Source organism: Colwellia sp. SU-HH01172, assembly GCF_057553355.1.
On sequence record NZ_BAAJMB010000005.1, the window covers coordinates 1 to 20,157 of the forward strand.

14 protein-coding genes and 1 tRNA gene are annotated in these 20,157 nt (G+C 39.4%); 10 read left to right on the plus strand and 5 right to left on the minus strand.

Annotated features, from left to right (window positions below; translation table 11 throughout):
* Nucleotides 1-289: 289 nt before the first annotated feature.
* Nucleotides 290-727, minus strand: a complete 438-nt coding sequence (locus tag AC27JP_RS13615; RefSeq protein ID WP_487115982.1) for a CBS domain-containing protein — start codon at nucleotides 725-727, stop codon at nucleotides 290-292.
* 297 nt (nucleotides 728-1,024) lie between these two features.
* Here AC27JP_RS13615 and AC27JP_RS13620 point away from each other — a divergent pair, with 297 nt between their 5' ends.
* The 7 genes from AC27JP_RS13620 (at nucleotide 1,025) to AC27JP_RS13650 (ending at nucleotide 8,968) form a co-directional block, all read left to right on the plus strand.
* Nucleotides 1,025-3,151, plus strand: coding sequence for a phosphate ABC transporter permease (locus AC27JP_RS13620; protein WP_487116527.1), 2,127 nt, complete (start codon nucleotides 1,025-1,027; stop codon nucleotides 3,149-3,151).
* Between the two features lie 14 nt (nucleotides 3,152-3,165).
* Nucleotides 3,166-4,803, plus strand: coding sequence for a phosphate ABC transporter permease PstA (pstA, locus tag AC27JP_RS13625; RefSeq protein WP_487115984.1), 1,638 nt, complete (start codon nucleotides 3,166-3,168; stop codon nucleotides 4,801-4,803).
* 126 nt (nucleotides 4,804-4,929) lie between these two features.
* On the plus strand, nucleotides 4,930-5,754 hold the full coding sequence (gene pstB / locus AC27JP_RS13630) for a phosphate ABC transporter ATP-binding protein PstB (RefSeq protein WP_487115986.1): 825 nt from the start codon (nucleotides 4,930-4,932) through the stop codon (nucleotides 5,752-5,754).
* Nucleotides 5,755-5,792: 38 nt separating this feature from the next.
* Entirely contained in the window at nucleotides 5,793-6,497 is a 705-nt protein-coding gene (gene phoU, locus AC27JP_RS13635; protein WP_487115988.1) for a phosphate signaling complex protein PhoU, read from the plus strand.
* A gap of 253 nt (nucleotides 6,498-6,750) precedes the next feature.
* Nucleotides 6,751-7,431 carry a TIGR00153 family protein gene (locus AC27JP_RS13640; RefSeq protein WP_487115990.1) on the plus strand — a complete coding sequence of 227 codons (681 nt, stop codon included), beginning with the start codon at nucleotides 6,751-6,753 and terminating at the stop codon, nucleotides 7,429-7,431.
* A gap of 9 nt (nucleotides 7,432-7,440) precedes the next feature.
* Nucleotides 7,441-8,706, plus strand: a complete 1,266-nt coding sequence (locus AC27JP_RS13645) for an inorganic phosphate transporter (RefSeq protein ID WP_487115992.1) — start codon at nucleotides 7,441-7,443, stop codon at nucleotides 8,704-8,706.
* Nucleotides 8,707-8,892: 186 nt separating this feature from the next.
* Nucleotides 8,893-8,968: transfer RNA gene (locus AC27JP_RS13650), tRNA-Phe, on the plus strand.
* 217 nt (nucleotides 8,969-9,185) lie between these two features.
* On the opposite strand, the gene trhO is transcribed toward AC27JP_RS13650, so the two are convergent.
* Complete coding sequence (gene trhO / locus AC27JP_RS13655; protein ID WP_487115994.1) at nucleotides 9,186-10,160, minus strand: oxygen-dependent tRNA uridine(34) hydroxylase TrhO; 975 nt, start codon at nucleotides 10,158-10,160, stop codon at nucleotides 9,186-9,188.
* Between the two features lie 362 nt (nucleotides 10,161-10,522).
* Here trhO and fahA point away from each other — a divergent pair, with 362 nt between their 5' ends.
* Together fahA and AC27JP_RS13665 are read left to right on the plus strand one after the other, a co-directional pair.
* On the plus strand, nucleotides 10,523-11,845 hold the full coding sequence (gene fahA, locus AC27JP_RS13660) for a fumarylacetoacetase (protein WP_487115996.1): 1,323 nt from the start codon (nucleotides 10,523-10,525) through the stop codon (nucleotides 11,843-11,845).
* A 585-nt stretch (nucleotides 11,846-12,430) separates the two neighbouring features.
* Entirely contained in the window at nucleotides 12,431-15,046 is a 2,616-nt protein-coding gene (locus AC27JP_RS13665; protein ID WP_487115998.1) for a TonB-dependent receptor plug domain-containing protein, read from the plus strand.
* Nucleotides 15,047-15,170: 124 nt separating this feature from the next.
* Here the strand turns inward: AC27JP_RS13665 and AC27JP_RS13670 are convergent, their stop codons facing one another.
* Nucleotides 15,171-16,424, minus strand: a complete 1,254-nt coding sequence (locus AC27JP_RS13670; RefSeq protein WP_487116000.1) for a multifunctional CCA addition/repair protein — start codon at nucleotides 16,422-16,424, stop codon at nucleotides 15,171-15,173.
* A gap of 148 nt (nucleotides 16,425-16,572) precedes the next feature.
* Here AC27JP_RS13670 and AC27JP_RS13675 point away from each other — a divergent pair, with 148 nt between their 5' ends.
* Complete coding sequence (locus AC27JP_RS13675) at nucleotides 16,573-18,195, plus strand: AAA family ATPase (protein ID WP_487116002.1); 1,623 nt, start codon at nucleotides 16,573-16,575, stop codon at nucleotides 18,193-18,195.
* 45 nt (nucleotides 18,196-18,240) lie between these two features.
* Here the strand turns inward: AC27JP_RS13675 and AC27JP_RS13680 are convergent, their stop codons facing one another.
* A complete protein-coding gene (locus AC27JP_RS13680; protein ID WP_487116004.1) occupies nucleotides 18,241-19,476 on the minus strand; it encodes a cyclic di-GMP phosphodiesterase in 1,236 nt (411 codons plus the stop codon).
* Nucleotides 19,477-19,559: 83 nt separating this feature from the next.
* Nucleotides 19,560-20,156 (minus strand): 3-isopropylmalate dehydratase small subunit, encoded by a 597-nt coding sequence (gene leuD, locus AC27JP_RS13685; protein WP_487116006.1) that lies wholly within the window; start codon nucleotides 20,154-20,156, stop codon nucleotides 19,560-19,562.
* Nucleotide 20,157 lies beyond the last annotated feature (1 nt).

The following is a 20,157-nucleotide window of genomic DNA, read 5'->3' on the forward strand; positions in this document are numbered from 1 at the left end:
TGCTGCTAGCGTTAAAAATAGTCATTGCCCAAAGGGCTGAGTCTAAAATTGCCTTACTGTGCGTTGAAAATGACTGATTTAGATGACTAAATTGCACCATTTTCGCCTTAATTAAGGCAATTTTAATTCTCAGCTGAATTAATAAACAAAGATCAACAGCCCCTAATATCGGTTAACAACATTAGGTTGAAATATAAGGTTGAATTCAATGCTATGTCAGTCGATTCCATAGTTCACTCATTCTTATGGTGAATAGTCATTTTTTAAGCTTGAGTTTTAGCTTAGATAACTAGTTTTTACCATCAGGCTGATTTTTTTTGCGATATTGTACGGCAATAACCTTAATTATATCGCGCCAGGTGATAATACCAATAGGATGGTTTTTTTCATCGACCACAGGAATACAAGATATTTGATGATCATAGAAAATGAGTACCGCTTCATTTAGGGTGATATCAGCACTGGCCTTAATAATATTTCGGCTCATTATTAAGTGAACTTTTTTATTAAGAATAAAAGTATCTTGCGGTGTTTCCTTACGCGTACCTATAGTGGGACTGAGATGTTGAAGTAAGTCACGATCGGTGATAACACCGGTTAATTTACCCTCTTCAGTGATCAAGATATGATGCATATCGTGGTGTTCAAATAATCCCTTAGCATCACTTAAGGTATCATCCATGTCTAATGTGATTAAATTACGACGCATTATTTGACTGATTGCCATCTTGATCTCTTCCTGAATAAGCAAGCTAAGTATTTAATAAATCATATTATAGCTATGATAATTCAGCAATGTTTGTAGGAAAACTAGGCGAAAAATTAGATTAATTTCTATTGTCACAAAAGTGTCACACAACTGTCTTATAATCGCTGCAGTTATAAAAGTTATCATAGTTGAAGGTATTTTTAAGTGGCCATTGCTTCCAAATCAGCAAATTATCGGACAGTAAAAAACTCATTAGCAAAATGGGTTATTACACTGGGTGGTATTAGCGTATTGTTTACCTTAGTGTTGATTTTCATGTACTTACTGTATGTGATTAAACCTATATTTGAATCGGCTAAGGTTGAGCCTGATGCTCAATTTGTTATTGCTGAATCTGAAAAAGTTCTAGCAACCGGTGTTGATGAACTCAAAGAAGTCGCCTATAGCATTACTGAGCATGGGCTTATAAACTTTTATCAATTAGTTGATAGTGCACATAATAAAGCAGGCACTAAAATTCACTCACAACAATTAGTTGCTGATGGTGAACAATTAACTCAGTTGATTAATATTGGCCAAGAGCAAAAACTCTTACTTGATAGTGCCGGTAACGTGCAGCTTGTTGCTCCTAACTTCACTGCTAATTTTGATAGTGGCGAAAGAGAGATTATTCCGAGCGTTCGTTATCCGCTAGGTGAAGCATACTTACCTATTGATGAAAATAATGTTCCATTGCAGAAACTTTCGTTTGCGATGGATGATGAAAAAGCTATTTTTGTTGCTTTTACTGAAGATAATCGACTGATCAAAACCAGCTTGATTGCGGAAGATGACTTTAATTATGATCCTGAATTTGAAGCTGAATATCAAGAAATTGACTATGTAGCAACAAGCGTTGACGACATTCTCGTGACGCCAGATTTAGCTATGGTGTTTGTTCGTCAAGCGGATCAGGTTGCTGTTTATTCACTCGCTGAAGAAAGTGAATTAAAAGCGACTATTATTCCACAGCTAGCACAAAATAAATCAACGCCGAATCATATTACCTCGATGGCGTTGTTGTCAGGCGGCAGTTCAATTTTACTGGGTGATGACAACGGGGAAGTTAGCCAATGGTTTGAAGTGGCAACGGAACAAGGGCGTGAGTTTAAGAAAATTCGTCACTTTAAAGTTAGCGACAATGAGCCAGTAACGGCAATTTATACCGAACAATATCGTAAAAGCTTTTACACTGAAACACCGTCTGGTGAAATGGGGATGTTTTATACCACCAGTGAAGCTGACTTATGGCGTGGCCAACTACATCAAGGTAATGCACAAGCATTTGCTATTGCGCCTCGCGCTGATGGCTTAGTGATATTCTCAGAGCAAGCATTGGCAATTTTCTCGGTAGAAAATGAACACCCAGAGGTGACTTGGCAAGCGTTATGGCAAGAAGTTTGGTATGAAGGTTACCCCGAGCCCGAGTTTATCTGGCAGTCAACATCAGGCTCAGATGACTTTGAGGCGAAGTTTTCTTTAGTTCCTATTTCTTTTGGTACCATTAAAGCGGCAATGTACGCAATGATATTTGCTGTGCCTATTGCACTTACTGCCGCAATTTACACCGCTTATTTTATGACGCCAGGATTGCGCCGAAAAGTTAAGCCAACCATAGAGTTAATGGAAGCATTGCCGACCGTTATTCTAGGTTTCTTGGCGGGATTATGGTTAGCGCCTATTATTGAAATTTACTTACCTGCGATTTTCTTGCTATTAATTTTTATACCGACATCAGTATTTATTACTGCATTTGCCTGGCACAAACTGCCGAGAGAGTCGAAAACCTTAATACCAGAAACATGGGCGCCGATTATTTTAATTCCGGTGATTGCCCTTGCCGCCTATGCCGCTTTTGCTTTATCGCCAGTGCTTGAATTGCATATGTTTGGTGGCGATGTACGACAGTTTATTACTAATGGTTTAGGTATTAATTTTGATCAACGAAATGCACTCGTTGTCGGCATCGCCATGGGCTTTGCGGTTATTCCAACTATTTTCTCAATGGCTGAAGATGCAATTTTTAGTGTGCCTAAGCATTTGACCAGCGGTTCGTTAGCGCTTGGTGCTACACAATGGCAAACCTTAATTAAAGTGGTATTGCTTACAGCAAGTCCTGGCATATTCTCCGCGGTAATGATGGGGCTAGGACGAGCAGTAGGCGAAACCATGATTGTATTAATGGCAACCGGTAATACACCGATTCTTGATTGGAGTATTTTCCAAGGCATGAGAACACTTGCCGCTAATATTGCTGTAGAAATGCCAGAGTCGGAAGTGGGAAGTTCTCATTATCGCATTCTATTTTTAGCGGCTTTTGTATTGTTTGTATTCACTTTTGTATTTAACACGCTTGCTGAGTTTGTTCGTCAGCGTTTGCGTGAAAAATATAGCTCGTTGTAAGAAGGGACAGTAACATGAATAATTGGTTTAAATCTGGCTCTCCTTGGGTTTGGTTATCGGCAGGTGGTGTAAGCATTAGTTTGATTTCGGTCATCGGCTTACTGTGGTTGATTGCCTCGCGTGGTTTAAGTTATTTTTGGCCCGCTGATATTCATCAGTTTGAAATGACAGATGAGCAGGGTAAAAACATCACGGTGATAGGTGAAATTTATGACCGTGAAAGTATTCCAACGTCACAATTAGCGCATTTAAATTTAGACTTAGATGCTTCTGCCGAGTCCATTGAACGGTTATTAATTAAAACCGGCAACCGCGAATTAGTCAGTTTAGATTTTCGTTGGATACTGGTTCCTCAAATCAATAAGCGAACATTACCTGAAGACGTTGTGGTGATAGAACGTCGCACTAACGGCAACTTCTACGGCTACATTGAAGAAATTATTCTCGATGGTCGCAGTGTTGGTGTTGATAAAATGCCGGCATTGGTTGAGCGCGTTAGTGAATTTCAAGAACAAATGGAAGAGCTACAAAAAGTTGATATTGGTGCGATAAACTATCAAATTGAACGTATACGTCTAAAAGAGCGTAAGCATAAACTTGACGGTACGCTTACTGCTGAATTGCAGCTTGAGTTTAAAAATACTGTTGACAGTTTAAGAGCTGATTATGAAGTGTTAGAGCATGCATTAATGGGCTTGCGCGAAAAAATCTCACGTGATCAAATTGTTATGCGTGCCATGGATGGGCAAAAAGTTACCGTTAATTTTGAAAATATTTTAAAAATTAGCTTTAACAATAAGTTGAGCGTGTTTGGTAAAATTAAGCTGTTTTTCAGCCAAATAGCATCATTTATTAGCGATGACCCGCGCGAAGCGAATACTGAAGGTGGCGTATTTCCAGCCATTTTCGGTACTGTGCTAATGGTTTTGTTAATGACTGTGATTGTTTCACCGTTAGGTGTTGTTGCTGCTATTTATTTGCATGAATACGCAGGAAATAATGCGTTAACTAAATTATTACGTATTGCTGTTATTAACCTTGCGGGTGTGCCGTCCATTGTTTATGGCGTATTTGGCTTAGGCTTCTTCGTTTATATGGTTGGTGGCAGCTTAGATCAGTTATTTTATGCTGAAACCTTACCAAGTCCTACGTTTGGTACGCCAGGGGTTATGTGGTCTGCTATTACCTTAGCCATTTTGACCTTACCTGTGGTTATTGTCTCGACAGAAGAGGGCTTGTCACGTATCCCTTCGGCGATGAGACATGGCAGTTTAGCACTAGGGGCAACAAAGGCTGAAACCTTATGGCGTATTATTTTACCGATTGCCAGTCCGGCAATTATGACCGGAATTATTTTGGCCATAGCACGTGCTGCTGGTGAAGTGGCGCCACTAATGTTGGTGGGTGTGGTGAAAATGGCGCCGAATTTACCGCTTGATGGCAACTTCCCGTTCTTGCATTTAGATCGTAAGTTTATGCACTTAGGTTTTCATATTTATGATGTTGGTTTTCAAAGCCCGAATGTTGAAGCAGCAAGACCATTGGTTTACGCCACGGCATTATTGCTAGTCAGTATTATTGTCGCCTTGAATATGACCGCGGTTTCAATTCGTAACCGCTTGCGTGAAAAGTACCGCATGTTAGAGCATTAGCGCCTTATTACTTTGCAATAATTAGCGCTTAAAAATATATGAAAAGTGCTTAATAGATGATTAAGCACAACGACAAAGATTAACGGCTTAAAGCCCAATTACAGAGCAAGATTTAAAGAGAACACTATGATTTCTGTTACGCCAAAAAATTTATCAGAGCAAAAAGTTAAACTCGATCTTAACAACCTTTCGCCAGAACAAGTGGCGCTTGAGATTAAGAATCTAGATTTATATTATGGTAATAAGCAAGCATTGCAAAACATCTCTATGTCGATCCCAAAAGGGCAGGTAACAGCATTTATCGGCCCAAGTGGTTGTGGTAAGTCGACGTTATTACGATGCATTAACCGAATGAATGACTTGGTTGATAGCTGTAAAATTGAGGGGCAAATAAACCTTCATGGTGAAAACATTTATGACCGTCATACTGATGTTGCGGCATTACGCCGTAAAGTCGGCATGGTGTTTCAACGTCCGAATCCATTTCCAAAATCAATTTATGAAAATGTCGTTTATGGCTTGCGCATTACTGGTGAAAACAATCGTCGAGTATTAGATGAGGCGGTTGAGAAATCATTACGTAGCGCAGCACTTTGGAACGAAGTAAAAGATAGATTGCATGACAGCGCTTTAGGCCTTTCTGGTGGTCAACAACAGCGTTTAGTTATTGCGCGTGCGATAGCCATTGAGCCAGAGGTATTGCTGTTAGATGAACCAACATCAGCACTTGACCCAATTTCAACCTTAACCATTGAAGAGCTGATTAATGATTTAAAGAAACAGTTTACTGTGGTTATTGTGACGCATAACATGCAGCAAGCCGCACGGGTTTCAGATCAAACGGCGTTTATGTATATGGGTGATTTGATTGAATATAGTGACACTAACACTTTATTTACTACCCCGTTAAAGAAGAAGACTGAAGATTATATAACTGGCCGTTACGGTTAATTAACCGTTTGCACTGACCATAGACAGAGGATTTTACCGTGGATAATTTAAATATTGGTCGTCATATTTCTGGCCAATTTAACGAAGACTTAGAACGTATTATTAATCATGTTATGCACATGGGTGGCTTAGTTGAAAAACAATTGGCCGACGCGTTGGCATCAGTATGTGATGCCGATGAAGAGTTAGCTAAAAAAGTATTGAATAATGATTATCAAATTAATAATGCCGAAGTGAGCATTGATGATGAATGTACGCGCATTATTGCTAAGCGCCAGCCAGCAGCAGGTGATTTGCGTTTAGTTATGGCAATTGTTAAAACCATTACTGATTTAGAACGTATTGGTGATGAAGCTGGCAAGATAGCTAACGTGACGCTAGAAAGCTTATCAGGCAAGCACAAAGATTTATTATCCAACTTAGACAACTTAGGGCGTCATGTTTTAACCTTTTTACAAGCGACACTTGATGCTTTTACCCGCATGGACTTTGACGCCGCGGTGAAAGTGCATAAAAGTGACGATAAAATTGACCGAGAATATGAAGCATTAATGCGTCAATTAATGACCTATATGATGGAAGACCCACGCTCTATACCACAGGTCATGAGTGTAATTTGGTCGGCACGAGCATTGGAAAGAATTGGTGATCGTTGTCAAAATATTTGTGAATACATTATCTATTTCATTAAAGGCAAGGATGTTCGCCATATTACACGCGAAGACGTGCAGTCTTTATCATAGCTGATATTGAGCTTTAGCGACAAAGTAGCGACGAAAATGGCAGAGTAGCTGACATTACTATTACGTCAGTTGTTTGCGCAATGAAATATGGTTTGCTATCGCCAAATAATGTATATACTTTTAAGTGAACTCATAATAACCAATCATTCTATAAACAGCCGTGATCTTGCGTTAAATCATTTGAATTAACTTTCAAATGGTTTAATATCCGCGGCGAATAACAATAAAGAGCGTAAGCTCCTGGAAAAAAATTATGGCCAGAAATTCAATACTTGGTGTATTTGCAAAATCGCCAATAAAACCATTAGAAAAACATATTCGAATGGTAACAAAGTGTTGTAATCAACTAGTCCCTTTCTTCGCCGCTGTAACGGAAGAAGATTGGAGTAATGCAGGAAAAATTCGTACGAAAATCTCTAAATTGGAACGAGATGCTGATGATTTAAAGCGTCAAATTCGTTTAGAGCTGCCAGGTGGTTTATTTATGCCTGTCGATCGTGCTGATTTATTAGAGTTATTAACTCAGCAAGACAAAATAGCTAACCGCGCAAAAGATATTGCCGGTCGCATATTTGGACGTAAGCTAACCATACCTGTTGAATTACAAGAGCAGTTTGTTGCTTATGTTGCGCGTAGCGTTGATGCCGCAGAAAAAGCAGCTGATGCGATTAATGAATTGGATGACTTATTAGAAACTGGATTTCGTGGTCGTGAAGTAGAATTGGTTAATAAAATGATCAGCCAACTTGACGAAATTGAAGATGATACAGACGGTATGCAAATAAAATTACGTAAAGATTTACTCACAATTGAGAAAGATTTGAATTGTGTTGACGTAATGTTTTTATATCAAATCATTGATTGGGTTGGCGACTTAGCTGACTTAGCCGAACGAGTAGGTGCTCGTTTAGAAATTCTTTTGGCTAGAAAATAAGGGTCATCCATGGATATTTTAATCGCAAATGGCTCTACATTAGTCATGATCGCTGCTGCCGTAGGTTTTTTTATGGCATGGGGCATAGGTGCAAACGATGTTGCAAATGCAATGGGAACATCGGTTGGCTCTAAAGCATTAACCATTAAACAAGCGATTATTATCGCAATGGTTTTTGAATTCGCTGGTGCTTATTTAGCTGGCGGTGAAGTAACATCAACGATACGTAAGGGCATTATTGACCCAGCGCTTTTTGTTGATATACCTGAACTCCTTGTTTACGGGATGATCTCAGCTCTGCTTGCCGCGGCAACATGGTTGTTAGTTGCATCCATTCTCGGCTGGCCGGTATCGACTACTCACTCAATTGTTGGCGCTATCATAGGTTTTGCCGCTATTGGTGTTAGCCCGGATACTGTTGCTTGGGGCAAAGTAGGTGGTATTGTCGGTAGTTGGATTATCACACCACTTATCTCTGGCGTGATTGCATTTTTAATCTTCAATAGTGCACAAAAATTAATTTTTGATACTGAAAAACCACTAGAGCAGGCTCGTCGTTGGGTACCGCTTTATATGTTCCTTGCCGGTTTTGTGTTGTCTTTAGTTACTATCAAAAAAGGCTTAAAGCATTTAGGCTTAAATGTACCAACAGCTGATGGCTTTATTTACGCTATTGTCGTTGCGGTTATTGTCGCAATGATAGGTAAAGTCTTTATTAACCGTTTGAAATTTGATGATTCAGCAGCAAAAACGACTCATTATGCGAATGTTGAAAAAGTGTTTGCAATACTGATGATAGTAACGGCATGTTGTATGGCATTTGCTCACGGTTCAAATGACGTTGCTAACGCTATTGGACCATTAGCTGCAGTTGTTAGTATTGTTGATAATGGTGGCGAAATCGCGAAGAAGTCAGCGCTTGTTTGGTGGATTCTGCCATTAGGTGGCTTTGGTATTGTTGCGGGTCTTGCATTATTTGGTCATAAGGTTATCGCAACTATCGGCCAAGGTATTACTCATTTAACGCCAAGTCGTGGTTTTGCTGCTGAGCTAGCAGCAGCGTGTACGGTAGTGATTGCATCAGGTGCTGGTTTACCAATCTCGACAACACAAACCTTAGTTGGTGCTGTGTTGGGTGTTGGTATGGCTCGTGGTATTGCCGCAATCAATTTAGGCGTGGTCCGTAATATTGTGGTGTCTTGGGTAATTACCTTACCTGTAGGTGCAGGTCTATCAATTGTGTTCTTCTGGATAATGAAAGCGATATTTAGCTAATACCCAGAATATAAAATCATTGATTAAAGCCAGCTTATTAGCTGGCTTTTTTATTGTTTGTTTTTAGTTAATATTTTTATAGAAAAACTAACAAAATGGCTTGCGAGCATAGTCAAATCCCTATATTATGTCGCCTCTTTTAAGACAAAAGCCTAGTAATTTAAGTGCTTTGTTGATTTAGATAATGCCTTGATAGCTCAGTCGGTAGAGCAGAGGATTGAAAATCCTCGTGTCCCTGGTTCGATTCCGGGTCAAGGCACCATATTACTCCTTAGGGAGGTCAGAAAGCCTTAACAGTAAAATGTTAAGGCTTTTTTATTACCTTAAGTTTATTAGCGTAACGCTCACAGCTCTCTACTCTATGACTTTATCTGAAAGCATAATTAATCGGTTTCTTTACATTATTGAGGGGGTATTAAAAAGCCCGCATACTTGCAGGCTGATTACTTGATTGATGAAAAGAGCTAGCTCAGGTGAGATTAACTTTTTTGCGCCTCTTTGCTCGCATTTTTCTCGGCTCTACGCTCAGCAATCGCGTGTTTTATTTCGCCACCAATATGTTCTTCGCCACGCGCTTTAGCTAAATTAATTTGCTTTTCGCGCTCCTGAAAACGACTACGTTGCTCATCACTGTATTTGTCGTAACAACGGTGACAGCTAACACCTTTTACGTAATGTTCGCTGGTTTTTTCTTCTTCGGTGATCGGGTAGCGACAGGCAAAACATTGGTCATATTGGCCGCGCTCTAAGCTGTGATTTACTGCCACTCTACCATCAAAGACGAAACATTCACCTTGCCACATGGTTTCTTGTTCTGGAACTTCTTCAAGGTACTTCAACACGCCACCTTCAAGATGATAAACATCTTCAAAACCTTGTTCTTTTAGGTATGCCGTTGATTTTTCACAACGTATACCGCCAGTACAAAACATAGCAACTTTCTTATGCTTAGTTTTGTCTAGATTTTTAGCGACATACTCTGGAAATTCTCGAAAGGTTTCGGTATTGGGGTTGATGGCATTTTCAAAGGTACCAATTTCAACTTCATAATCATTACGAGTATCTATGAGTAAAACTTCTGGATCGGAGATCAATGCATTCCAATCTTTAGGTTTTACATAGGTACCAACGGTAAGGTTAGGATCAATGCCTTCAACCCCCATAGTCACTATTTCTTTTTTCAGTTTAACTTTTGTACGTTGAAACGGGTTTTCTTGATGGTAAGAGCATTTATAAGATACACCGACAAGTCGTTCATCAGCGTTGAGGAATTCAAGTACTTTATCAATACCGGCCTTAGAGCCCGCGATTGTGCCATTAATACCTTCAAGTGCTAATAGCAAGGTGCCTTTAACTTGGTTTTCTTCCATCACACTTAATAGTGTTGGTTTTAATGCTGAGAAGTTTTCTAGTCGAACAAATTTGTACAAAGCACAAACAGTAATATTATTCATAATGTGACCCATTGAGCGAGCCTGACAGTAAATCAGGAGCTGTAGATTGAAAAAGCTTATTTTTTGCAATAAACGATAATGTGACTTATATCAAAATAAATCCGGCGGGATTTTAGCAAAAATTAGCCAAATAAAAAGCAATACCTGTCATTTTGTTGTGCAATGGGGGGATTAATGGTGATGTTTATGCAGTAAATGCTTGTAAACTCTTTTCTGCAACAATTTGTTGACAGTTAAATGGTAAGTATATTTAGTTGGCGTAGCCTTTATGATGATGCTTGTTGTAATATTGCCGCCATAACCTTTTATCCGCGTGTTCCTAAACGCGCATTACATTTTTTTATTCTGGAGTTGTTTAGCAAATGTCTAACAGTAATTTACTCAATGAAACTCATAATCCTGCACTAAGCAGCTGGGTTGAATCGGCGAACAATGAAAATTGTGATTTTCCTATCCAAAATTTACCATTTGCAAGCTTCAAGAGAAAATCAACTACTGAAGCTTATCGCGGTGGTGTTGCCATTGGCGATCAGATTATAGATTTAGCGGCATTATTTGCGCTTAACGTTTTTGAAGGCGATGCACAGGCAGCATTAGAAGCTTGCTGTAACACGCAATTAAATAGCTTTATGTCGATGGGCAAACAATACTGGAGCGCTTTACGTAAAGCGTTATCTCATGCCTTGACTCAAGGTTCGGAATTAGAAGCTCAAATTGCACAGTGTTTAGTTGCTCAAGCAGATGTTGAGTATGCATTGCCATGTCAAATTGGTGATTACACCGACTTCTATACTTCGATTCATCATGCTACTTCAGTAGGAAAAAAATTCCGTCCTGATAATCCATTATTACCAAACTATAAGTGGGTGCCTATTGGCTACCATGGCAGGTCTTCTTCGATTGAAGTATCGGGTAGTGACTTTAAGCGTCCTAAGGGACAAACGAAAGCACCAACAGCAACAGAGCCGTCATTTGGTCCATGTAAACGCTTAGACTATGAATTAGAAGTGGGTGTGTTTATTGGTAATGGTAATGAGCTAGGTGAGCCAATTAGTATCGATAACGCAGAAGAGCATGTCTTTGGTATTTGTTTGTTTAATGATTGGTCGGCGCGTGATATTCAAGGCTGGGAATATCAGCCTCTTGGGCCATTTTTATCAAAAAGTTTTGCCTCAACAATTTCTCCATGGATTGTTACTTCTGAAGCGTTAGCGCCATATCAGTCACAATGGACTCGTGATGAAGCTGACCCTCAGCCTATGCCGTACTTAGAGTCTGCGCATAACCGTGAATTTGGCTCTTTCGATATCAACTTACAAGTCCTTATCGAAACAGAGACTATGCGTAACGCTAAGCAATCAGCGGTGCAGCTATCACAATCAAACTTTAAAGATTCTTATTGGACTGTGGCACAAATGGTAGCGCATCATACCGTTAATGGTTGTAATTTGCAGCCGGGCGATATGTTTGGTAGTGGTACTCAATCTGGACCTAATCCTGAAGAAGCTGGCTCTATGCTGGAATTATCTAATGCCGGCTCTGAGCCTATTAATTTGCCAAACGGCGAAACACGTACATTTTTAGAAGACGGCGATTGTGTGATCATGAAAGGTTGGTGTAAAAAAGATGGCGCCGCCCGTATTGGTTTTGGTGAAGTCAATGCCACGGTTTTAGCGGCCGATTAGTTTAATATTATATTGCTAGAAAAAGGCTCCAAATAAGGGGCCTTTTTTATTGCCAGAATTCACACTCGTTATTTTACTCACGACAAAATCTTATCAGTTTTTGACTAATTGGTTATGCCACAATTAACATGTTATTAACCTTTTTTGCTGGTTATTTAACCCTACTTATTGTGATTTTTATCATCATTAAAAAAAAGTTCAAATTATTTCTATTTTTTTTTGTTGATTAATTATGCAGCTTATATTTATTTTAATACGAAGTTTTTCGCACATTGTGTGTTTGAATGAATTGATATAGGCCATATGGGGTGCTGGTTACAGAATAGTTACATTTATCAGTCTTGTCTAACCCTTGTTTCGTATATCTTTGTTAAATATTTCATTTCGTCGGGCTTTGCATGTTGAAATGAAAAATTGCCTACTTGTAAAGCATTTTTAGCTGTTTTATAAATAATCAAGCCTTTTGGTTTATACCCGCTATTATTAAGTATGTTGATAGCGCTGTTCTAAGCACAATTGGCCATTATAAAAATATAAAAATATAAAAATATAAAAAGCATATTCAAATATTAGGAAGGAAATAACATGTCTACTAAATTTCGTACTGGTACGTTAGCCCTTGCCGTGGGCTTAGCGCTGGGAACTGCTCCTAGCTTTGCCGCAGGTTTCGAAGAAGCTGCACAAACCGATGATGTAGAGCGTATTGCCGTTGTAGGCTCTCGTTCTGCTCCGCGCTCAGTTGCTGAGTCTCCGGTACCGATTGATATTATCGGTGGCGATGAACTTGGTAAAAATGCTTCAAGTGATATGTTAGACATGTTGGTTGGGGCAATTCCATCATTTAACGCTCGGGCACAACCTATTAGTGACGCGGCTTCGTTAATACGTCCTGTTAACCTGCGTGGTTTACCATCAGATTCAACCTTAGTCCTTTTAAATGGTAAGCGTCGTCATAGAGCGTCAGTTATTGCATTCCAAGGTGGAGGAATTAACGACGGTGCTCAAGGTCCAGATATTTCAGTTATCCCTTCTGTTGCCTTGAAACAAGTTGAAGTATTACGCGACGGTGCGGCTGCACAATATGGCTCAGATGCCATTGCCGGTGTCATGAACTTCGTGCTAAAAGATGATGCTGATGGTGGCTCTATTTCTGTTCGACAAGGCTCATATTATGAGGGAGACGGAGATTCCACGGTTATTGATGGCAATGTAGGTTTACCATTTACTGACGATGGTTTTGTTAATTTAAGCTTTCAGCTGAAAAATGCTGACGCAACGAGCCGAAGTGTGCAACGCCCAGATGCTCAAGGACTAATTGACAATGGTAATACCTCAGTTAGCGACCCAGCACAAGTTTGGGGTAATCCAGAAATTGAAGATGATGTCACTTTTTTTGGTAATGTTGGCCTAGATTTAGGTGATGATAAAGAATTTTATATGTTCGGAAACTACTCTGAGCGTGATGTAACCGGTGGTTTTTATTATCGTAATCCACATAATCGTGGCAATGTCTACTCGATTGATGATGGCGAAACATTATTAGTGGGGGATGTTGGTTATGCAACCGATGGTGTTGCGACATGTGCTTTCTCTAATGCTTATGTTGAAACTATGATGGATGGCGATGGCTCAAGTTCGTTAGTTGCTTCGAATGTCGGCAATGTTTTAGATACTGCTGATTATCAAGCAATGGCGGCAGATCCTAATTGTTTCTCCATGAACCAAATATTTCCTGGTGGCTATACTCCACAATTTGGTGGCAATATCACAGATACCTCACTAACCATGGGAACACGTGGTGATATTAAGAGTGGCTTCTTAGAAGATTGGTATTTTGATTTGAGTGGCTCTGTTGGTCGTAACGAATCTAAATTTAATTTGAAGAATACGCTCAATCCATCTTTAGGGTTGGAAACACCTGTTGATTTCGAAACAGGTAGTTATATTCAGATGGAAAAAACCTTTAACTTGGATTTAGTTAAAGGGGTTGAAGTGGGCTTAGAAGAACCATTAAATGTTGCTATGGGGCTTGAATGGCGTGAAGAAAGCTTTGAGATAATTTCTGGCGAAGAAGCATCATGGAAGGCCGGCGCATATGCTGACCAAGGTTTTAACATTGGCTCTCATGGTTTTAAAGGCTTTGGCCCTGAAACACAAGGTAGAAATGATCGTCGTAATATCGCTGCCTATGTTGATTTGGAAGCACAAATTACAGAAGATTTACTACTAGGTGCTGCGGTTCGTTATGAAGACTTTAATACTTTTGGTAGTACTACGAACTACAAATTAACTGGTCAATATACAGTTAACGATGAAATTTCCGTTCGTTTGTCACACAGTACTGGTTTCCGTGCTCCAACTGTAGGTCAAGCAAACGTTGTTAATACGCAAACATCATTAGTTAACGGTGAGCTAATTCAAACATTCTTGGCTCCACCTACAAATCCGCTTTCAGCATTTTATGGCGGTAAAGAGTTAACACCAGAAGAATCAAGAAGCTTTGCAGGTGGTGTGGTATATCAAGATGGTGATTTCTTCTTTACTCTTGATTACTACAACATTGAAGTTACTGACCGTTTAGCACAATCGAGTCAAATCGACGTCTTAGCTTCAGACCATGCCGCACTTGAGGCGTTAGGTGTTGTAAACCCTGAGTTAATTTCTGCAGTAACGTATTTTGCCAATGATTTCGATACCACCACTCAAGGTATTGATGTGGTTGCAAACTACACTATGGAATTGTTAGGTGGCGATACTTTATTGTCATTAGCTTATAACTGGAATGAAACAGAAGTTGATAAATTCAATCCTTTAACGACGGATGAAGGTAAGGTGCATCGTCTAGAAGAAGGTATGCCTGATCACCGTGCAACGTTTACTGTTTCTCAGTCATGGGAAAGTGTAACCAGCTTTGTGCGTGTGAACTACTTCGGTGAATATTTTGCAACGCATGCTGATGATACTTGTGCTATTGGTTGTTGGAACGAAATTGCTGATTCAGCGATAACAGTCGATGCGGAAGTCAGCTACTTCTTAAATGACAGTATTACGCTATCAGCTGGTGCGAATAACATATTTGATCAAGAAGCTCAGAAGTTACCATCTGAGTCGTTTGGCCAGTTAGGCGCTAAGTACTACGAAAGTGGTCCATTTGATTACAATGGTGGTTTCTACTACGTTAAAGCGACTTACAACTTTTAATAGTCTAAAATTGTTAAAAGTAAGTTAAATTTAAAAAGCCATATCATTTGATATGGCTTTTTTGTTAAAGGTAAATCAGCTTTATCAGCGTAATAAAACTTAACGTTTTATTTTATGAACACTTTTAGGAAATAGAGTTGTGTTCAATAAAGCCTTGTTTAAAGTTTTTTAGTTCAATTAGTCGTTGCTGGGCAATTGCTTCTTTAATTGCTATTCCCTTTAAGCCTTGTTCTACGTATCGCTTTGCCGTTACTTGCTTTAATAATTCAGAGGCTTGGTAAAGAAATTCCTTCTGTGGATATTTTCGTTTTTCAAAACCTAAGCGACCAGTAAAGTCAGCTTGACAGCACAATAAAAAATCTTCAAATTCCTCTGCTTTTCGCCACACATCTAACTGGTTAAACAACTTCAAAATCGTGCTTGGTTTAAGTTCAAATGCCTTGTGTGCATGTAAATGAAACTGGCAAACTTTTAGTGCTAAGCTTTTGTGTGCGGTTGGCACTCTTAAACGTTGACACAGTTCTTCGATTAATGGGAGCCCTGCAGTTTCATGACCTGGGTGAGAGGGTAAGGTATCATCTTTGGTGAGCGACTTTCCTAAGTCATGACAAACACTGGCAAATCTAATGGTCGTTTTTGGCGATAATAGCACGGCTTGTTTCAATACCATCATGGTATGTATGCCGGTACAAATTTCAGGGTGCCAGCGCTCTGGATTTGGGATGCCCCATAAGTTATGCAAGTCAGGCCAAAGCGATTTAAGGGCTTGGCATTGATATAACACTTGAAAAAAAACAGTTGGGTTGGCGTCGGCTAAACTTCGCTCCATTTCTTGCCATATTCGTTCGCCAGATAGACTTAACAGCTCACCACTTTCACTTAGCCGGGTCATTAGCGCTAATGTTTCTGGTGCAACAGTAAAACCGTATTCATGGTAACGAGCAGCAAAGCGAGCAACACGCAGCACTCGTAGCGGATCTTCAATAAAAGCTTCAGAAACGTGACGAAGCACTTTATCTTTTAAATCTTTTTGACCTTGATAGGGGTCAATAATCTTGCCGTTTTCATCCATTGCCATGGCATTAACGGTTAGATCTCTGCGCCGCAAGTCCTCTTCAAGTGTAACATTTGTTGAAGCATCGCATTGAAAGCCAGTGTATCCCTGGCCTGATTTTCTCTCTGTTCGTGCTAAGGCAAATTCTTGTTTACTTTCAGGGTGAAGAAAAACCGGAAAGTCTTTTCCTACTTGTAAAAAACCTAATCGCAACATTTCTTCTACCGTTGAGCCGACAACGACATAATCATTATCGACGACATCTCGGTTTAATAACCGGTCGCGCACTGCGCCGCCAACTAAAAAGTAATTAAGAGATTGCATTATATTTTGCATTAAGGGAGATAAACCTCTGAAAATGAATAATATAGAAAAATTTACAGATAAAGTTTACCATAATTACCGCTGCTTTTTGACATATGATTGGGTTCAGGTTAATTTCATTGGGTTGATTCATCAGTTAAGATTTTCTATGTACACAAGTTATTTTGGTTTAGAAGAAAAACCATTTTCAATTGCGCCCAATCCTGATTATTTATTTATGAGTGATCGTCATCGCGAGGCGCTTAATCATCTGACTTATGGTTTAGGTGATACCGGCGGCTTTGTACTGTTAACTGGTGAAGTTGGTACAGGTAAAACCACCATTAGCCGTCGTTTAATGGAAAATTTACCGGAAAATACTCAAGCGGCATTTATTCTTAATCCAACCTTATCTAGCCAAGAGTTGCTGGCAACTTTGTGTGATGAATTAAAAATTCGCTATCGTAAAACTGGCGCAACTTTAAAAACCTTAACGGACAAGATTCAGCAAAAATTACTTAAAAATCATAATGAAAATATAAATACGCTGCTTATTATTGATGAAGCTCAGCACTTGCAACCAGAAGTATTAGAGCAACTGCGTTTGCTGACTAATTTGGAAACTAATACCAAGAAATTATTGCAAGTTATTTTGATCGGCCAGCCGGAATTGCAACAGCTGTTGCAGCGTCGCGATTTACGTCAATTAGCGCAAAGAATTACCGCGAGATATCATTTATTACCTTTGAATAAACAAGAGGTTGAGCAGTATCTTAAACATAGATTGTCAGTAGCAAAATGTTTTCGCAGTATTTTTGACAAAAGTGCGGTGAACGCCATTCATAAAACCTGTAAGGGTATTCCGCGTTTGATGAATCTACTGGCAGAGCGAGCGTTGATGAATGCTTATAACAGTAATAATGCAGTCGTGAATCGAAAAATTGTACTACAGGCTGCCCACGACGCACTTGGCGATGAGTATCAGGTAATATCTTGGTGGCAAGCTGCATGGGTTAAGTATAGTAGCTTAGCGGTTTTGTTAGCTATCGTTTTGTCGGCGGGAATATGGTGGGGCACAACACAAGGTTCTCTTAATTCTCCGACAACGAATATTGTGCAAAGTACAGATAGTTCAAATGAGCCAATTGAGAAAAATTTAGAAAATTCTGAGCAAGAAACAGCCGTGAATCCACAATTGGAAAAACTTGCTGCGGCAGATGAAAAGCCGGTTGAAAATACTAATATTGAAAAAAGAACTCTTGAAGAAAGTAGTATAGTTAGCAAACAAACCCAAACAATTGCTGAACAGGCCGATGTCGACATTCCAACTAATAGCGAGCTCAATCAAGAAGAAGATAAAATCGCTGTTACAAGCGATTTAGTTGAAACTAACACAACTGACAACAGGGATAAGCACCAACAGAATAGTGATTACGTTGTTAAGGCTGCCGACGGTGTTTCTGATGAGCTTTTGGCTAGCTTCCAATCAGCAATTGAAGAAACTAAACAATTTGAGCCATCAACAAGTCAGCGACCAAAAAGCGCCGATGCGAACTTAACTTCACTCACGCAAATGCCTACTTGGGTGCAAGATGGCGTACCTTCATTACAATTTGAAATGCATATTTATGCTAGTGATGGCCAAGGTTGGGTTAGAGTAAATGGCCGAGATCGTTATGAAGGGGATTATATTGGCCGCGAACTATTATTAAATGAAATACGGCCACAAGAAGTTGTTTTGAGCTTTCGCGGAGAAAAATTCACCATGGCGGCGTTATCTTCATGGAATTAGCATAGTTAAAGCTAAGCTTTCTGGTAAAAACAGTTAAAAGCTTTCCTATTCGCCGAAAGCCATTTTAAAGAATGTTAACAAATTGAGGTTATACTCGTTTGGACGAATACAACAATCGATCTGATCTTTATATTTACAACGGCTTAAATCTATTTCTTCAATTGCCACAGCTTGGTTTAGACGAGCGTTATAGAAAACCTTCACGTGTGGATGCAATGGCTTGTTTTGGTTAAGTTTACTAATTAAGCCTATTTTGCCACTGTTAAGTTTAACCAGTGTTCCTACCGGGTAGATACCGATACACTGAATAAATTTTTCGATCAGTTCTTCATCAAATTTATCAGGGCTATCCGCTATAAGTGCTTTAAACGCATTTATGGGAAACATCGCTTTTTTATTTGGTCGACCCGAAACCATAGCCTCGTAACTGTCGACAATGGCTATCATTCGGCTATATAAATCTATTTGTTTTCCTTGTAAACCCAAAGGGAAACCTGAGCCATCAAGGCGCTCATGATGCTCATGTACAAGTTTTACTGCGATATGTGAAATACTTGGTGTTGCTTGTAAAACGTTAATACCGAGTTTTACATGGCTATTGAGCAGCTTTTGTTCTTTTTCACCGACAGGGTGTTTTGATGTTAATAATTCTTTTGGTAACAGAACTTTACCTATATCATGCAAAAAAGCGCCAAGGGCTAGCTGTTCAATTACGCGTTTTTCAATGGCAAGATGCTTAGCAAAAATAGTCATTAAAATGGCGACACTAGTTGAGTGTTCCATTAAGTAGCTACCTTTGTTACTTATTCTAGAGAGGCAAGAAAGTGCATCTTGATTACGAAAAATTGATGCGACAATAGCATCAGTGGTTGGCTCGATATCTGAAAGCTTTAATTGTGTTTCTTGCTTAATATTGGCGATAATTTTTTCTTGCAAGGTTTTTGTGGTTTGGTAAAGCTTATTAGCGGTTAGTAATTCTTGCTCTAATGGAATATGACTATTTTTTTGCGATGCGAAACGTGACTTTTCGTTGCTTGGAGGGACCACGGTAATATCACTAAATACTTTATCTATTTTTTCTACTTTCTTCGCTTTCTCCGGTACTACAATCAATTCCTTTATGCCCGAATTGCGTAGGTTTTCTATACTTCGTGAGGAGAGTAAGTAGCCCTCATTATTAATTCTTTCACCATTACCTTTTAAAACGGCTTTGACATACATGCCCAATGCTAATTGTTCAACATTAATACTTTTTTCTGTATAGGTTTTATCGGCCGACATGTCGTTATTTTCCCATGAATTAACTGTCTGTGGCCAATTCACGTACCATCAGAATTTATCGCTGATGGTACATGACAAAACCATTATTGCCAAGCTGGCATTTGTGCTTCGTAGCTCTTTATTTTGGCAATTTTATTCAATGTCCAGCCGACACTATCAACGCCATTTTCTAAGCAGTATTGGTGAAAAGCATCAAGCTTAAAATGATACTCCGCACTTTTAGTATTTACCGTGCAATTGGCTAGGTTTACTGTGAATTGTTGAGTGCCATTTTTACTTTGCAGAAATAGTGTTTCAATAATTTCCTCTGATAGGGTGATTGGTAAAATACCAATGTTAATACAGTTGGCGTAAAAAATATCGGCAAAGCTGGAGGCGATAATCACTTTAAAACCATACTCCTGTAATGCCCAAGGCGCATGCTCTCGGCTTGAACCACAACCAAAGTTTTCACGGGTAAGTAAAATACTTGCATCTTGATATTCAGGGCTGTTTAAAATGAACTCGGGATTGTTTTCTTTACCGGCCGCGTCTAAATAACGCCAGTCATGAAATAAATGTTGGCCGAAGCCAACTCTTGAGGTTTTTTGTAAAAATTGTTTTGGAATGATCTGATCGGTATCGACATTAGCCGCATCTAAAGGCACGACTAGTCCACTATGTTGGGTAAATTTTTCCATG

Excerpts from the sequence above, each read along its gene's own strand:
- pstA (WP_487115984.1), top strand. The coding sequence starts at position 3,166 with ATGAATAATTGGTTTAAATCTGGCTCTCCTTGGGTTTGGTTATCGGCA.
- leuD (WP_487116006.1), bottom strand. The coding sequence starts at position 20,156 with ATGGAAAAATTTACCCAACATAGTGGACTAGTCGTGCCTTTAGATGCG.
- AC27JP_RS13670 (WP_487116000.1), bottom strand. The coding sequence starts at position 16,424 with ATGCAATCTCTTAATTACTTTTTAGTTGGCGGCGCAGTGCGCGACCGG.
- AC27JP_RS13615 (WP_487115982.1), bottom strand. The coding sequence starts at position 727 with ATGGCAATCAGTCAAATAATGCGTCGTAATTTAATCACATTAGACATG.
- AC27JP_RS13640 (WP_487115990.1), top strand. The coding sequence starts at position 6,751 with ATGGCCAGAAATTCAATACTTGGTGTATTTGCAAAATCGCCAATAAAA.
- fahA (WP_487115996.1), top strand. The coding sequence starts at position 10,523 with ATGTCTAACAGTAATTTACTCAATGAAACTCATAATCCTGCACTAAGC.
- AC27JP_RS13645 (WP_487115992.1), top strand. The coding sequence starts at position 7,441 with ATGGATATTTTAATCGCAAATGGCTCTACATTAGTCATGATCGCTGCT.
- pstB (WP_487115986.1), top strand. The coding sequence starts at position 4,930 with ATGATTTCTGTTACGCCAAAAAATTTATCAGAGCAAAAAGTTAAACTC.
- AC27JP_RS13675 (WP_487116002.1), top strand. The coding sequence starts at position 16,573 with ATGTACACAAGTTATTTTGGTTTAGAAGAAAAACCATTTTCAATTGCG.
- AC27JP_RS13680 (WP_487116004.1), bottom strand. The coding sequence starts at position 19,476 with ATGTCGGCCGATAAAACCTATACAGAAAAAAGTATTAATGTTGAACAA.
- AC27JP_RS13620 (WP_487116527.1), top strand. The coding sequence starts at position 1,025 with ATGTACTTACTGTATGTGATTAAACCTATATTTGAATCGGCTAAGGTT.
- AC27JP_RS13665 (WP_487115998.1), top strand. The coding sequence starts at position 12,431 with ATGTCTACTAAATTTCGTACTGGTACGTTAGCCCTTGCCGTGGGCTTA.
- trhO (WP_487115994.1), bottom strand. The coding sequence starts at position 10,160 with ATGAATAATATTACTGTTTGTGCTTTGTACAAATTTGTTCGACTAGAA.